Origin of the sequence: Thalassolituus sp. UBA675 (assembly GCF_002297765.1) — a bacterium.
GTDB lineage: Bacteria > Pseudomonadota > Gammaproteobacteria > Pseudomonadales > Oceanobacteraceae > Thalassolituus.
Genome location: NZ_DBNJ01000028.1, coordinates 1 through 14,789 on the forward strand (window position 1 = coordinate 1; position 14,789 = coordinate 14,789).

Genomic DNA, 14,789 nt, shown 5'->3' on the forward strand with positions numbered 1-14,789 from the left:
ACGTTCAAACGTTTCCTTAGCCATAACCTTGTCTCTCTCGTTTCTGTGGGTACAGGTTTTTTTCGTCGTATACACAAAAAGGCAGACCTAGGGTCTACCTTTTTGATTATGGTGCTGATAGGCAGATTCGAACTGCCGACCTCATCCTTACCAAGGATGCGCTCTACCGACTGAGCTATATCAGCGAATTATTGGAGCGGGTAGCGGGAATCGAACCCGCATCATCAGCTTGGAAGGCTGAGGTTCTACCATTGAACTATACCCGCGTCGCAATCAGCCCAGGCAGTTCAGCGTTCCAGGCTGTTTCGACAGTGATTCACTGTCTGAAAATGGTGGTGGGGGCTGGATTCGAACCAGCGAAGCTTTCGCGTCAGATTTACAGTCTGATCCCTTTGGCCGCTCGGGAACCCCACCAAAGTGGCGCGTATTATCAGTACGTGGCCGGGGTCTGTCAACAACTTTTTTGCTTATTTATTATTAACTTATGGATTATCCGTCAGCGGGCTGATGACGACAGCTCACCATTTGCCATTGAACATCTTGGTCTTCCGCTTTAACACGACGGCGCATCGTTTCATCCAGTTTAGAAATTTCCCGGATCTCAACCCAGAACTCTGTCGTGGTACTTCCGACTTCTCTGATCGCGACGTCCTCAAAACCCAAGCCTGTCACTTTCTTTTGCAGAGCATCGGCCGAGCTTTTCTGCCGGAACAACCCGAGCGAGATCCCGTCAGCCAGGTCTCCCTGGGTAATGATGTAGCTATCGACCGACCGCGCCTGAAGCTTACGCAGTAGCGTCATGGCCTCACCGCGACTCGGCAGCGGCCGAACATGCACCCAGAACTCGGCGTCTTTGAGGTTCGGCACTTTATGCTGACTGATTAAGCCTGTAAGACCCAGCTCAAGTGAGCGTGCCTGAGCAACACGAGCACTGAGATCATCAAGATAGGGGCCGAGTGCATAGCACAGCTTTTTGCCGGGGTCCGGGCGGACAGGTTGCTGACTCACTGGCAGATTGCCGGATTGTTTTTCAGACAGTAAGACGAGCGTTTTGCCTTGTCCGAGGTTACCGTCCTGAGTGCGGGCAATGCTGTCTTCTGTAGGGCGCGTAATAAAATACCCGGCGATTCCCAGATTAATTACGATCAGGCTGTAAACTATCCAGCGCATAACAATTCCATGCCATCAAATATAAGGTTTGGATAATATCCACTATCCAGCCAATCAGCCAGCTGAGCGCCATCTCCCCCCGTAACCACCAGCCTGAAGTCTTTATGATTCTCAGCGACTGACTTCACCAGAGCAGCCTGCTGATGCAGGACACCAGCTTTAACGCAGGCAACTGTACTTTTACCAGGGGCCAGATTCGTATCGTGCTGTTCGTCACTGAATGGCCGGACCCGATCAGTACCGCCAAATAAAGCACGCTGAGCCATCTGGATTCCGGGCACTATATAGCCGCCCAGATGCTGATTATTTTCGTCGAGTAAGTCGAGCGTAAGTGCTGTCCCTGCATCGACCACCAGCAGATCATCATTGAATATGGCTCTGGCTCCCAGCATCGCCAGCCAGCGGTCAACACCGAGACGCTTTGGATCAGCATAGCAATGATGAAATCCGGTATGCCCTTCTACCGGATGTGCAATCCAGCGCAAACGGTTGCCATAGCGCGCACTGAAGAGTTCGCGCAGTTCTTCATTGGTGCTAACACTGGACACCGCGACTTCGTCGATGCTGTCTGGCCAGGCGTAGTGTGGCGCCTTGTTTTTATCGACATGCCCTTCCGCGAGGATCTCCCCCCGCTGACGGGTTTGCCACTTTATCCGGGTATTCCCGATATCAATCAGCAGGACGGACACTGAGTTCTCCTGCGCTGATAATTTCCATACCCCGTTCAGTTCTCAGCATCAATTCGCCTTTGCGGTTTACGCCTTTTACGGTGCCACTGATCTGCTGTGTTGGTGAACTGATAACAACGTCTTTATCATGGTAAATGTCTTTCTGGGACCAGTATTCCTGCAAGGGAGCAAATCCTTCTCGTTGAAACGTATCAATACTGGACAGCAATTCGTCCAGTAATACTCCCGCGACCTGATTTCTCGACAAGTCGGGTTTCAGGCTTTTCAGATCGACCCAGGGCTGGTCTATGTCCCGTGCTTCGGCTTCCGACATCGATAAGTTAAGGCCAATACCAATTACCACCTGACAGTGACTGTTGTACTCGCCTGTGACCTCCAGAAGTATCCCGGCAAGCTTGCGACCGTCGGCATACACATCGTTGGGCCATTTGAGACCTACACCATCAATCCCCAGCCGCGAGAGCGCCTTTTCTACGGCCACTCCAACCGTCAGACTCAAACCTTCCAGCGCCGACATTCCTCCGGAAAACGACACCAGCAACGACAAATATATATTGCGACCAAACGGGCTGATCCATTGCCTTCCACGGCGACCACGGCCATTACTCTGCTTTTCAGCGAGAACTGCGTATCGCTTACCCATATGATCCGATGCGCGCTCAAACAGGTAGGTATTAGTGGAGTTCACCTCGAGCAGCAACTCCAGGCAATCCAATCGCTGGCTAACTACGCTGCGTATCGCGTCTTCATCCAGCAGCTCTATCGGATCGTGCAAACGATACCCCTTACCCTTAACAGATGAGAAAGGCACCTCCAGCTCTTCTAGCTTTTTCAGCTGCTTCCAGACGGCCGCCCTGCTGACGCCCATAGCCTCACCGAGGGCCTCGCCTGAATGGAAGTGTCCATCAGAGAGATGGCGAAGTAATTTCTTGAGCATAGAGGAGTACCTTTGTTAACCGCATCACTATATCAGAGGGCTATTCGCTGTCAGAGTGTAAATCCAGATGACATCCCACCCGTCACTAAGTGATATTTATCCAACTGGGCTAAACTATAAGAGAGCACAACCGAGGTTCCCATGGCCGGCTGGCACCGTATTTCATCACTGCTCATCGTTATTTACGCAAGCATCCAATCGTATTGGTCCTATGCAGAGACCCTCTATATTCAGCCACCTCGAGCCCTGGAGGATGCTTCTCATAGTTATTACCGTGACTTATTAAGCGCCCAGCTCACCTCCAGCGATCAGCTTTCGACTATTGAACGCCCGGTCACGCAGGAACGCAGTATGCTATTACTGAACAGCGGGGATCTCACAGTGACCTGGAGCGGCACCAGTTATCGACGGGAAAACCTATATCGACCAGTAAGGGTTCCTCTGTTTCTCGGACTGCTTGGAGTAAGAGTGCCTGTAATCCGCCGGTCTGACATCGATCTCTTTGATAAGATCACCGAAGAAAAACAATTGCAGAAACTGGTGGCGTGTCAGGGAGATCAATGGCCGGATTCGGACATCCTTGAGCGCAATCATTACACCGTCGAGCGTGTTGCTAAATTTGAAAGCATGTATCGCATGCTCAAAGGGGGGCGCTGTCATTATTTTCCAAGGTCAATCATTGAAGTATACGGCGAACTTGAGGCTCCCGACCGCACTGACCTTATCGTTTACGAGCGCCTGCTGCTTTCGTATACATTCCCGATGTATTACTTCATGTCGTACGAGAGAGAAGCGCTGGCGAAGTCACTGGAATCAAGTCTTTATAATTTCGCAACTTCCGGACAATTACTTGAGTTTATGAAAACACACCCGGCAACCCGCCACGCATTTCCTTTATCACGGTTCCGCGAGTCGACGATTTTCTATCTGCATAACCCCGATCTGCCAACAGAAACTCCCCTTAGTGATACCGCACTCTGGCTGATGCCTGGACAAAATTCTGATGCAGACTTACAAGCCATCCACTTGTTCGAATAAAGGTCAGCGCTCGATATCTTTCAGTCGAAAGTTAAAGTGATTTTCAATGGCCCGATGAACTTCCTTGATTTCAGGCACGTGTTCCGTATGAACCAGAATCAACAATGATTGCGCATGCACATGATGGTCACCATCGGGGTGTGTGATAACTTCGCCATCACGCGTAATGTACGCCAGTGGCGTACCGACATTCGCCTGCACAATCGAATTAACCAAATCCGCCCAACGCTCACCCTCCAGCCATACCGGGTAACGCACCGTATGATCATTTGCGTGTGTGAACATATCTTCGATCACGACTTCGGAGCCTGGCGCCGTCATCGAGCGTACCACCAGCTCTGGGTACGAGCGAATTGGTCGTAAAAGCGAACGGATATCTAAGTCGTGGATACGTGCGCGGTTGTTATCGTCCACCACCTCAACAATCGCTTTACTGGCCAGTGACATTTCCCACAACCGATGGGCAACATCAAAGGTGTAACTGTCACTGTCCGAAGAGTACTCATCCCGGGCCAGCACCACGATATGCCTGGCGCGCTCTGCATTTGCCCGCTGCAGATCTTCCGGACGACTCGCAAGGCCCGTGACATGCACCACACCAAGCTCACGAAGACTGTCAGGTAAACCGTCACGAAAGTCTTCGCTCAGCAACATAATTGGCGTTTCTGCATAGTCGCGACTTTCGCGGACCTGAGTGACGAGTCGAACGAAATATTCCTCACGGTTATATTTCGGCGTATTAATAATGAGAATGTGCTCAGCCATATTCCAGTTCCAATGTCCGCTTCTGATGCGCTCACGGCGCGCGATTCGATAGTCCACGTAATCACTGACAAGCAACGTCATCAGCCTAATACCGACACCAAATATAAGTAATATGGTCGAGAACTGGCCAGGCACCGTCTGTGCCGAAAGGTCGCCATATCCCACGGTGGTCAGCGTCGTCAACGTTAACCAGAACGCCTGCCACGCAGACAGTCCTTCAAACACCACCATGGCGAGCATGTGCAGTGCGATAAAACTGAGAAGAATCAGAGCGATTTTCCGCACACCACGCATGATATGCCGATCAGTCATGTAAATAGCATGACGAACCCGATTCTGGTGCCGGACGAAGCGAGTGAGTTTATTCATCGTTGCATCATAGCCCGTCCGCCCCTTCTCTGCGATCCCTCACCTGATACCAGGCCCGCTTTCGGTTACACTCACCGCAAATATACGAACAATGGAACCGCTATGAGCTACCACATTTACGGCATCGGCAACGCCCTGGTTGATAAAGAATTCGAAGTTGATGACGCCTTCTTTAAAGATGCAGGTATAGAAAAAGGCATGATGACCCTGATCGAAGCCGATCAACTGGCGTCCATGCTGGACACTCTGACCTCCCGCTATGGGCTTAAAAAGCGTGCCTGTGGTGGCAGCGCAGCCAACACCATTATTGGCGCGAGCTACTTCGGTGCGAAAACCTTCTACACCTGCAACGTCGCCAACGACGAAGCCGGCGACTTTTACATTGCCGATATGAAAGCAGCCGGAGTCGATACCAACCTCGGCGACGACCGTGACGAAGGCGTCACTGGCAAATGCCTGGTGATGGTAACGCCTGATGCAGAGCGCACCATGAATACTTATCTGGGTATTACCAGTGAACTACATTCAGACCATATCGATGAAGGGGCCCTGGCCAAGTCTGAATACGCCTACATTGAAGGTTACCTGGTGACCTCCGAACCAAGTCGGGCCGCAGCTATTCAGGTGCGCGAGTTAGCCCGTAAGCACGGCGTGAAAGTCGCCATGACCTTCTCTGACCCTGCGATGGTTCAGTTCTTCAAAGAGGGGGTTCAGGAAATGGTCGGCGACGGTGTCGATCTGCTGTTCTGTAATGAGCAGGAAGCAAAGCTGTTCGCAGACACCGACGATCTGGAAACAGCGATCGAAGCCATTAAAAAAGTAGCCAATACGTTCGCTATCACACTGGGGCCGAAAGGCGCACTGGCATGGGATGGCAACACTCTGCACGAGATTGCGCCCAACTCAGTGAGTGCGGTCGACAGCAACGGGGCCGGTGACATGTTCGCAGGTGCCTTCCTGTACGCCATCACCCATGGTCACGATTTCGCAGCTGCTGGCCGACTCGCCAGCGCGGCCTCGGCGCAGGTTGTCAGTCAATTTGGGCCACGCCTGGAAGCTGAGCAGCATGCCCCTTTGAAAGACGTTTTATAACCCGCCAAAGGGTAAACCTGTGCTCGCGCCCAGGATCATTTATGGGCGAGGCGTGATTGCTCGAAGAAAATTGCGATCATCAAGTTCTTACCCACCGGCCAGTCCATGTATCCGGGCGTCGCCTCGAAAACATGGGGGCCTTCAGCAGCAGCACTAGGGTATCAGGGCCCGTCAGTCATGCTGAACAGTTCCGAATCGACGGCCACACAATACCGCTGGTTAACAGAGCAGCAGCCGGACTACCTCCTGACCTACCCTAGCGCATTACTTGAGCTCGCCCAGATTCAACGGCGAGAAAAGAAGATCAATCGCCTCAAGAGTATCTCTACTCTTGGCGAAAACCTGTCAGATGAAACCCGGAAAATCGTAGAAAAAGCGTTCGGTTGCCGCATTCATGATATGTACAGCTCTCAAGAGATCGGTTACATCGCGCTTCAGTGCCCAAAGCACGATCACTATCACATCCAACAAGAGAGCTGCATGGTCGAGATTCTGGATGAGAATAACCAGCCATGCCCACCCGGTGTAATGGGGCGCGTGGTCGTGACCAGCCTACAAAACTACATCATGCCGCTTATCCGCTATGAAATCGGTGACTACGCCGTTCCGGGGGAGGGCTGCGACTGCGGTATTACTTTGCCTGTTATTAAGCATATCGCTGGTCGAACCCGAAATCTGCTGACCTATCCTGACGGCCGCAAAACCTGGCCTTCGTACAACCCGATGGCATTGATGGAAATTTTTCCATTAGCGCGATTTCAGCTCGAACAAACTGCGGTCAATGACATTACTTTCCGGGTGATGACTGAAACGGAAATTTCGCCAGAAAATAAGCAGCAAGCTATCAAAATTATTCAGGATGCTATGCAGCACCCATTTAATATCACGGTTGAAAAAGTAGACGACCTCCCGCGCTCAGCCGGTGGTAAATACGAAGAGTTCAAATCGGTACTGTAGTTATGTTTTCACCGGAAGATTACGCCTCCATTTTTAATGCTCGTGCTGACGCGTATCACGAGGCTATGAGGCGCTGGCCTGACGCGAGAGATGCTGAGTTCACCACCTTGTTTAAAGGTATGTCTCTGAAAGCGGGCATGCACATCATTGATGTACCCTCCGGAGGCGGATATCTCGCTCGATACCTGCCCGACGACGTCAGCCTCCACCACCTCGAGACCAGCGAGCTATTTGCTCGTCTGTTTGAAGAAGAAGCGCATTCCGGGAGCAAGCACCCACTTACCCTTTGTGAGCTTGAAAACCTGCCCGAGCAGGATAACTCTACCGACCTCGCCTGCAGCCTCGCAGGATTGCATCACATAGAAGATAAAACCCCGCTGTTCAGAGAGCTATTCAGGGTACTGAAACCCGGAGGCTGGGCCAGAATTGCGGATGCGCACTCAGAGTCTGCCACCGCGAAGTTCCTGGACGGCTGGATGGGGAATCACAACAGCATGGGGCATCATGGCTGGTACCTGAACGAGGGCACGCTGAGCACCCTGCAGGAGATAGGTTTCACCGACGTCACCGCCATCAATGAAGAGTACCACTGGGTATTTAGCTCAGAACACGAGGCCGCTACCTACTGCAAACGCTTGTTCGGCATTGACCTGGCGAACGTCAATGAAGTGAGAGAAGGCATACGCGAGCACCTTGGTTTTGAAACGAACGCAAATGGCGCAATTGGCTTGCGCTGGTCTCTGTTCTACATCTCCGCCAGAAAGCCCTGATCGAAGCACTGAGTCGACACTGCTCATAATCCAGCCAGATTGAAAGCGCCCCTGTGACCATGCGGGTCAGAGCACCTTTCCCGCAAACTTCCCACAAAGTTATCCACAGATACTGTGGAATACCCACAGGCCAAAAGAGATCAATTCTTAAACAGATTTTTACGAAAAACCTATATATTTCATAATCTTATCTCCGTTTTCGGAGAGAACGACAGAATTACAACACGTCAACACAAAATATTCTGAAATCTTGGGCTTGACTTATCCACATCGTGCAAAGAATCACCAGAAGTGAGTTCCTGCTCACGCGCTAGCAAGCGTTCCTTCAGTTCTGTTCCCCAGCGATACCCCCCTAGAGAACCGTCTGAGCGAACGACCCGATGGCACGGAATCAATATTCCCAGCTTGTTGGTGCCACAGGCGTTCGCCACAGCCCGAACCGCACCCGGCTGACCGATACCCTCAGCCACCTCGGCATATGTCCGGGTCTCGCCGACAGGAATCGTTTGCAGATATCGCCACACCCGACACTGAAATTCCGTTCCCAGCATATGCAGTGGTGTTTTCAGAGTTCTGCGTGGAGACTCCACCGACTGAAGTACATCACTGAGTACATGCGCGGCGCGTTTTTCAGATGTCAGAGTTATATTGGGAAACAGATGCAGCAGCTCATCCAGGAGTTCGGTACGACACTCTCCGGGAAGCACAGCGAAGAGCTCTCCATCACACACGGCCGCAGCAATAACGCCGTACGAGGAAAGCCCAAAGGCAACATCTAATGAAGGAATATATTTACCGGGCATAAATCATTTTACGTTAACGTTTCTTTAACCTTATCAGGTGCTGAAGAAGCTGTACTGAGAAACGCACGAAAGCACAGGAATGTCCGGTTTGAAGGCGCCTCAGAGCACGCCTTCAGGTCAGAAAGTTAGCCAGCAAGTAGCAAAACCGGACATGTGTTCACAATGCGGAATTACCAAGCCAAGGACTCAGCCATTACCGGGCTTTGCTTCAGTCTGACTTCAGCCCTTCCCCTTAATGGTATAGCGAATGACTTCCACCACCTGCTCAGGCGTCGTGGCCCAGCCCATCGCTGAACCATCGACTTCTTTCAGGGGGTGAATAATGTCTTCACTGTGGAGCGTCACATAGGGCTTACCCAGTGCCGCGCAGAAGCCAGCGTCAAACGCAGCATTCCACTGTTTGTACTTATCACCGAAACGGATGACCGCCATATCGCAGTTTTCGATCAAGGTCTTAATGCGAATAGCGTTAATCTTTGCTGATTTATGATCTCGCCAGAAGCCTTCGCACTGAGGGCCGAGTACATCACCGGCAGCATCGCTGGAATCGTGATCCGTATTGGCCGACGAAAAGCTCACAGGCAGTTCCAGAGCCTCACAGCCCTTGATGATCTGCTCGCGCCAATCAGTATGAATCTCGCCGGACAGGTAAATATTCCAGTGCATAATCTCTCTCGCTATCGGTTATAAAACGGGCTGTAACATTGGATACAGAAGCCGCTATTATGCCTGACTGACTCTATGATTCGAGGCCTGGCTTCTGTGATCCGCTTTGCACTGACGTTTCTTTGCCTGCTCCTGCCTGTTCTGGGCCATGCAGACTCCTTGCGTATCGCCGTGGCATCGAACTTCGCGTACACCTTACAAACACTGCTTCCTGCGTTTGAAAAAGCAACTGGACACAGCGTTGAAGTCAGCAGCGCCTCTTCCGGCAAGCTGTACGCTCAGATACTCCATGGTGCTCCATTTGATGTCTTTCTTTCGGCCGATACCGATAAGCCGCAGCGACTCGCACAGAAGCTCTCAAAGCAGCTTTCAAAGCAACTACCAGAGACTGAACCTGCGCTGTTTACCTACGCTATTGGCAGGCTCGTTTTCTGGTGCCCTGTAAAATGTGAGTACCCACTCTCCGGGATAACAGCGAATAACCAGACCATAGCCATCGCTAACCCACGGCTTGCGCCTTACGGTCTCGCGGCGCAACAGACGATGGATGCCTTCGGGTTTACCGCCGCAAAAGTCGTCACAGGCGAGAACATAGGCCAGGCCTATCGCTTTATCGAAAGTGGCAACGCAGCAGCGGGCTTTGTCGCGCAGTCACAGGTCATAACAGCAAAGACATCCTCGGATCAGTACTGGCTTATCCCGGATGAGCATCACCAGCCTCTGGAACAAGCAGGCATACTCACGGCTCAAGGACTAAACAAACCGGCAGCACAGGCATTCGTAACCTACCTTCTCAGTACCGCGGTGCAGGCACGGATAGCCGAACACGGGTATGATCCCCTGTATGACTGATTCCTTACTGGCACCGGCTGATATAGAAGCACTCTGGCTTACCTTAAAACTAGCCAGCGTGGTCACCGTTCTGCTCCTGATCATCAGCACGCCTCTGGCACTTTGGTTGAGCGACGACGACACATCGCAGACCAGAAACCGCTCAAAGGTTAAAGGCATCGTTCAGGCTGTTATTGCACTCCCATTAGTACTGCCGCCGACTGTGCTGGGCTTCTATCTCTTGATCGCTTTCAGCCCAAACTCCCTGCTTGGACAATTCAGTCACGCCATCGGGCTCGGATCTCTCGCATTCAGTTTCAGCGGGCTGGTGATCGCCTCCATGATTTACTCCCTGCCTTTTGTTGTTCAACCACTCGTTAATGCGTTCAATGCCATCGGGCCACGTCATGCGGAAGCCGCAGCAACGCTCGGCGCCGGGCGCTGGGATACCTTCCGCTATATCACCCTGCCACTGGCACGACCCGGCTTTATAACTGCTGGCGTGCTCGGCTTTGCCCATACGGTTGGCGAGTTCGGAGTGGTACTCATGATCGGGGGCAATATCGCTGGCGAAACCCGCGTTGCCTCGGTACAGATATACGACCATGTGGAAGCGCTCGCTTACCCTCAAGCGCATACGCTGTCTGCGATTCTGCTGTTGTTCTCGTTCGCAGTATTGCTCTGGGTCTATGCGCGGCAGCCTGGTAATAAAGAGGCCAAAGCATGGCTGTAAGCGGACTCACCACGCGCCTGCGGGTGCGCCTTGAACCATTTGAGCTGAGTACAGACATCACACTGCCTGCCAAAGGTGTGAGCGTGATATTCGGGCCATCGGGCTCCGGCAAAACCACCCTATTGAGAGCCATCGCAGGGCTTCAGCCCTGCGACGGTGACATCTGGTTTAACGGTGATTACTGGCAGGGTAACGGGCGTTACCGGAAAACAGCAGAACGCCCGCTTGCTTATGTTTTTCAGGAAGCCAGCCTGTTCCCGCATATGACAGTATCTGAAAACCTCGACTTTGCTGAACGCTATACCTTACGCCCGGGTAATGCCTCAAAGCGCGATGATCTGATTGAACTGTTTGATATTGCCGACCTGATGTCCCGCAGGCCCGATCGCTTATCGGGTGGCGAACGCCAGCGTGCCGCCATCGCCCGAGCGCTTCTACGCCAGCCCGACATACTTCTGATGGATGAACCTCTGGCATCACTCGATGACGCTCGCAAGCACGAGATTCTTCCTTATTTAGAGCGCCTGAAAAACGAATTCGAGCTGCCCATCATCTATGTAACCCACTCCGCCTACGAAGCCGCACGCCTGGGCGATTACATAGTTGCACTTGATAAAGGCGAGGTCGTCAGCCAGGGGGAACTGTACGATGTCATCAGCGACCCAAAATTTCCGGGGGATATCAGCCGCGAAGCCGGTACCGTCGTCACAGGAACCGTCCACTGCATCGACGCGAAATGGCACCTCGCTCAGATCAGAACCGGCAGCTCGGCGCTTATCACCGTTCCTGCAAACAACCTGAACCCCGGTGATGCCGTGCGCCTGTGGATACGCGCCAGTGACATCAGCCTCAGCCATGAGCCGTTAAAAGAAAACAGCATCAGCAACAGCCTGCCCTGCCAGATTGAAGACATCCGCCATGACCCAAACCCGGCATTGATGATCATCAGGCTTCGTACAGAAAGAATAGAACTCATCACCCGGATAACGCGTCAGTCTGCCAGTCAGCTAGGGCTTGAGCCCCAGATGCAGATGTACGCACACATCAAAACGGCGGCTCTGATCTGAGTAGCATCCTCTCTCCTTTGCAGGGAGTAGAGGCTCAGAAGAAAACCATATACAATGCAGCCACTTACGGCGAGAAGCTCACCGTAAACCGCCCGTAGCTCAGCTGGATAGAGCGCTGCCCTCCGGAGGCAGAGGTCAGAGGTTCGAATCCTCTCGGGCGGGCCATTAAATAAAAAAGGCTCCTGAATTCGCATGCAACGCGTGCTGATTCAGGAGCCTTTTTTATTTAACCGCAAGTCTGAGAAGGACGAGAACCTCTGATAGGTTCGACTCGGAAGGAGCTTGCGACTGGAGAGAACGGAGGAGCCTGCGACGACGGTCATCCTCCGGGCCATTATTCCCTTTTGTTCGAAGCGACGCACTTCAACTTCACCACACCGTATTCATAGACGCCGATGCCCGAGTCGGACGAGACAAATCTGTATGGAACAGATTTGCGCGTAGCCTGCAGGGTGAGTATCAGGACGATACGAACAACCTCTGATAGGTTCGACTCGGAAGGAGCTGCGACTGGAGAGAACCCTCTTTTCAAAACCAGGAGCCTGCGACGACGGTCATCCTCCGGGCCATTACCCCCCTCTGCCCGAAGCGACCTATTTCAATTTTCCGCTAGCGTAATCGAAGACACCGATGCCCGAGTCGGACGAGACAAATCTGTATGGAACAGATTTGCGCGTAGCCCGCAGGGTGAGTATCAGGACGATACGAACAACCTCTGATAGGTTCGACAAATTGCCAGGAGCAATTTGGTCCGCGGCTGCGCCCGAAGGGGCGAGGGCAGGACGCCCGAGAGACAATCGCAGTGAGCCTGCGAACGGAAAGAACCCTCTTTTCAAAACCAGGAGCCTGCGACGACTGTCATCCTCCGGGCCATTGCTCCCCACTGACTGAACCAACCTATTTCAATTTCTCAACGCGAAACTAAATAACCCTGCTGTTCTGAAAGTCGAATACTTACGTGGGTTCCTGCATTAAAGTCTATGGCATCTGACACTATGCCATCGGAAAACACCACCCCACCCTCCGGGACGTATGAAGACAGCACGAGCTTTTTACCCGGCTGAATACGCCCATATACGATGTCTGTTGATGTTGTGTTCGACCGGAAAGGCTCTCGTACACCAAACATCAGATCCTGTGCAGCCCAATCACCAGCAAAAGGAGCAATCTCTTTGCCACTGATACCTTCAGCGCCAGCGATCAGGCTCGACATCCAACCGGTTGCTCCCAGACCTGTCGATACAATCACTCCTGATGATGACTGGTTTTCTTTCTGGCCGTCCAGTTCAATACAATAACGCACCGATACTGGCAGTTTAGGGCCAATATAAAAGTCGTTAACCGCCAACATCGACTGGCCGTCGTTAAAGTCTGCACGGGCCAGGCTGACGCTTTTAATCGTCATTTCATCAGAAGCAATCAGGCTTCGTACTACAGCACTGACGTCGCTGGGTGAGAACGGCAGAAGTATTCCATCAAACACTTCTGGCAATGGATTTACAGCAACTAATGGCTGCCCCTGAAGATATTTCAGTACATTCGCCACCAGCCCGTCCTGACCAACAACCAAAGGAATATCATCTGGGCCGAAAAGAAAATTCGGTAAGAAGCTACGCTCTAACGGCTGAACCCGCCCAAGCGAGGCAAGCTCTCTGGATATATCCCGTATTACCGATTTCATTTCGCGATCTTCTTCGTCGTAGTCAGCAAATGATTGACTACGACTTTCGAGATAAAAGCGCACCTGTTCCCGCGTGTTATAACGTCTGATCAACTCATCTAATCGCGTATCGCGATAGATAAGAATGATCTTACGCTCACTGATACGGTTCATGGCTTCCTCCTTTACCAGCGGTCAATGGCCGGCCTTACGACCGGCTCCGTTGCATCAGACCTTCCAGTAAATCTGGCGTGATATTCAGCTGACCAATTTTGCTGGCGTTACCCGCGAGTCCTTTGAATGCCTGAGCGATAATACGGTCTGGCTCCATGCCGGAATTCGAGATCGCTTCAACAAGCGCAGGGTCGAGCTTCGACAATGCCAGCATCATCTGCTCGATACCGTAGGCTTTAGCCTCTCCCTGTTTCTTCTCGTTTTCAGTCGCCATATCGACCAGTTCTTTTCGTTTCACTTCAAGGGCCACATCCGCATTCATCTGTTCTTGCTGAATCTGGCGTCTTTTTTCCTGCAATGCGCGCTCTGCTTCAATCTTACTTTCACTGATCTCGCGACGCTTTTCTTCCACCGCTAACTCGGTACGTAACTCGCTTTCTTTGATCGTCCGTTCCTGCTCGATTGCGGATTTGCGTCGCGCATAGATCGCTTCATCCGCTTCTCGCAGCAGCTCTTCCCTCGCCGCAGTTTCCAGAGCTCTGGCCGTCTCTGGCGCTGGGCGAATCGCCTGAATCGACAAGTCCACCAGCTCAATACCGAGTGTTTCAAGGGTATTGGAGGCTGCCATCTCGGTACGAATCAGATCAACCAACTGGCGTGAGGCCCCAAGTGCATCCTGCAATTTCAGAGTCTGTATTTCAGACCGTGCAATAACCTGAGCAATATTCAGCACACGATTACTGAGTTTCTCCGGGTCTTCGCTGACATAGCCATTCGCGCTTTTATTCAACGAATAGTTCATCATCCCAGATATCTTTTCCGGATCACTGATACGGAAAACCAATTGCCCCTGTACCGAAACTTCCTGATAGTCTGCGGTGGTTTCTTTCATAATGAACGGGGTTTCCTGCGTTGCCATTGGTACGGCAACCAGTGTTGTACCGGGTTCAAAATATACGAAGGATAACCCCCGACCTTCTTGTTTTATTGCGCCTTTTCGATAGCGAAAAACATACGTCGTTGGTTCTGCTTTGTAATATCGGATATTCAACATAGTCAGTACTCCTT

General features: G+C 52.0%; 15 protein-coding genes and 4 tRNA genes. 8 read left to right on the top strand and 11 right to left on the bottom strand.

Annotated features, from left to right (window positions below; genetic code table 11):
• Positions 1–109: 109 nt before the first annotated feature.
• The 6 genes from B3007_RS12525 to birA all read right to left on the bottom strand — a co-directional run bounded on the left by B3007_RS12525 (position 110) and on the right by birA (position 2,796).
• A tRNA-Thr gene (locus tag B3007_RS12525) sits at positions 110–185 on the bottom strand.
• A 7-nt stretch (positions 186–192) separates the two neighbouring features.
• Positions 193–266, bottom strand: a tRNA-Gly gene (locus B3007_RS12530).
• A 64-nt stretch (positions 267–330) separates the two neighbouring features.
• A tRNA-Tyr gene (locus B3007_RS12535) sits at positions 331–414 on the bottom strand.
• A gap of 75 nt (positions 415–489) precedes the next feature.
• Positions 490–1,170, bottom strand: a complete 681-nt coding sequence (locus tag B3007_RS12540) for a hypothetical protein (RefSeq protein ID WP_273092271.1) — start codon at positions 1,168–1,170, stop codon at positions 490–492.
• Positions 1,158–1,859, bottom strand: coding sequence for a type III pantothenate kinase (locus B3007_RS12545; protein WP_301377921.1), 702 nt, complete (start codon positions 1,857–1,859; stop codon positions 1,158–1,160). Before B3007_RS12545 ends, B3007_RS12540 begins: the two co-directional genes overlap by 13 nt.
• Complete coding sequence (birA, locus tag B3007_RS12550) at positions 1,840–2,796, bottom strand: bifunctional biotin--[acetyl-CoA-carboxylase] ligase/biotin operon repressor BirA (protein ID WP_068444558.1); 957 nt, start codon at positions 2,794–2,796, stop codon at positions 1,840–1,842. Before birA ends, B3007_RS12545 begins: the two co-directional genes overlap by 20 nt.
• Positions 2,797–2,937: 141 nt before the next feature.
• Between birA and B3007_RS12555 the strand changes: the two genes are divergently transcribed.
• Positions 2,938–3,834: a hypothetical protein gene (locus B3007_RS12555; RefSeq protein WP_301377920.1), complete on the top strand. Its 897-nt coding sequence runs from the start codon at positions 2,938–2,940 to the stop codon at positions 3,832–3,834.
• A 3-nt stretch (positions 3,835–3,837) separates the two neighbouring features.
• Here B3007_RS12555 and B3007_RS12560 read toward each other — a convergent pair whose 3' ends face one another.
• Positions 3,838–4,968 carry a potassium channel family protein gene (locus tag B3007_RS12560; protein ID WP_301377919.1) on the bottom strand — a complete coding sequence of 377 codons (1,131 nt, stop codon included), beginning with the start codon at positions 4,966–4,968 and terminating at the stop codon, positions 3,838–3,840.
• A 102-nt stretch (positions 4,969–5,070) separates the two neighbouring features.
• On the opposite strand from B3007_RS12560, the gene B3007_RS12565 reads away from it, so the two are divergent.
• The 3 genes from B3007_RS12565 (at position 5,071) to B3007_RS12575 (ending at position 7,787) form a co-directional block, all read left to right on the top strand.
• On the top strand, positions 5,071–6,060 hold the full coding sequence (locus B3007_RS12565; RefSeq protein WP_301377918.1) for an adenosine kinase: 990 nt from the start codon (positions 5,071–5,073) through the stop codon (positions 6,058–6,060).
• 177 nt (positions 6,061–6,237) lie between these two features.
• The gene (locus tag B3007_RS12570) at positions 6,238–7,017 is read left to right on the top strand and encodes a phenylacetate--CoA ligase family protein (RefSeq protein ID WP_301377917.1); all 780 of its coding nucleotides are present in this window, start codon (positions 6,238–6,240) and stop codon (positions 7,015–7,017) included.
• 2 nt (positions 7,018–7,019) lie between these two features.
• On the top strand, positions 7,020–7,787 hold the full coding sequence (locus B3007_RS12575) for a class I SAM-dependent methyltransferase (RefSeq protein WP_301377916.1): 768 nt from the start codon (positions 7,020–7,022) through the stop codon (positions 7,785–7,787).
• 227 nt (positions 7,788–8,014) lie between these two features.
• Here the strand turns inward: B3007_RS12575 and B3007_RS12580 are convergent, their stop codons facing one another.
• Positions 8,015–8,590 carry a methylated-DNA--[protein]-cysteine S-methyltransferase gene (locus tag B3007_RS12580; RefSeq protein WP_297533380.1) on the bottom strand — a complete coding sequence of 192 codons (576 nt, stop codon included), beginning with the start codon at positions 8,588–8,590 and terminating at the stop codon, positions 8,015–8,017.
• Positions 8,591–8,809: 219 nt separating this feature from the next.
• Complete coding sequence (locus B3007_RS12585) at positions 8,810–9,256, bottom strand: YtoQ family protein (protein ID WP_068444538.1); 447 nt, start codon at positions 9,254–9,256, stop codon at positions 8,810–8,812.
• 75 nt (positions 9,257–9,331) lie between these two features.
• Here B3007_RS12585 and modA point away from each other — a divergent pair, with 75 nt between their 5' ends.
• The 4 genes from modA (at position 9,332) to B3007_RS12605 (ending at position 12,052) form a co-directional block, all read left to right on the top strand.
• On the top strand, positions 9,332–10,108 hold the full coding sequence (gene modA / locus B3007_RS12590) for a molybdate ABC transporter substrate-binding protein (protein ID WP_068444535.1): 777 nt from the start codon (positions 9,332–9,334) through the stop codon (positions 10,106–10,108).
• On the top strand, positions 10,101–10,820 hold the full coding sequence (gene modB / locus B3007_RS12595; RefSeq protein ID WP_068444534.1) for a molybdate ABC transporter permease subunit: 720 nt from the start codon (positions 10,101–10,103) through the stop codon (positions 10,818–10,820). The genes modA and modB overlap by 8 nt, the downstream gene beginning before the upstream one ends.
• Positions 10,811–11,887 carry a molybdenum ABC transporter ATP-binding protein gene (gene modC, locus B3007_RS12600; protein ID WP_068444531.1) on the top strand — a complete coding sequence of 359 codons (1,077 nt, stop codon included), beginning with the start codon at positions 10,811–10,813 and terminating at the stop codon, positions 11,885–11,887. The genes modB and modC overlap by 10 nt, the downstream gene beginning before the upstream one ends.
• An 88-nt stretch (positions 11,888–11,975) precedes the next feature.
• A tRNA-Arg gene (locus B3007_RS12605) sits at positions 11,976–12,052 on the top strand.
• A gap of 745 nt (positions 12,053–12,797) precedes the next feature.
• Here B3007_RS12605 and B3007_RS12610 read toward each other — a convergent pair.
• Both B3007_RS12610 and B3007_RS12615 read right to left on the bottom strand, forming a co-directional pair.
• Positions 12,798–13,721: a sugar kinase gene (locus B3007_RS12610; protein WP_297533376.1), complete on the bottom strand. Its 924-nt coding sequence runs from the start codon at positions 13,719–13,721 to the stop codon at positions 12,798–12,800.
• Positions 13,722–13,755: 34 nt separating this feature from the next.
• Complete coding sequence (locus B3007_RS12615; protein WP_301377915.1) at positions 13,756–14,775, bottom strand: SPFH domain-containing protein; 1,020 nt, start codon at positions 14,773–14,775, stop codon at positions 13,756–13,758.
• Positions 14,776–14,789: the final 14 nt, after the last annotated feature.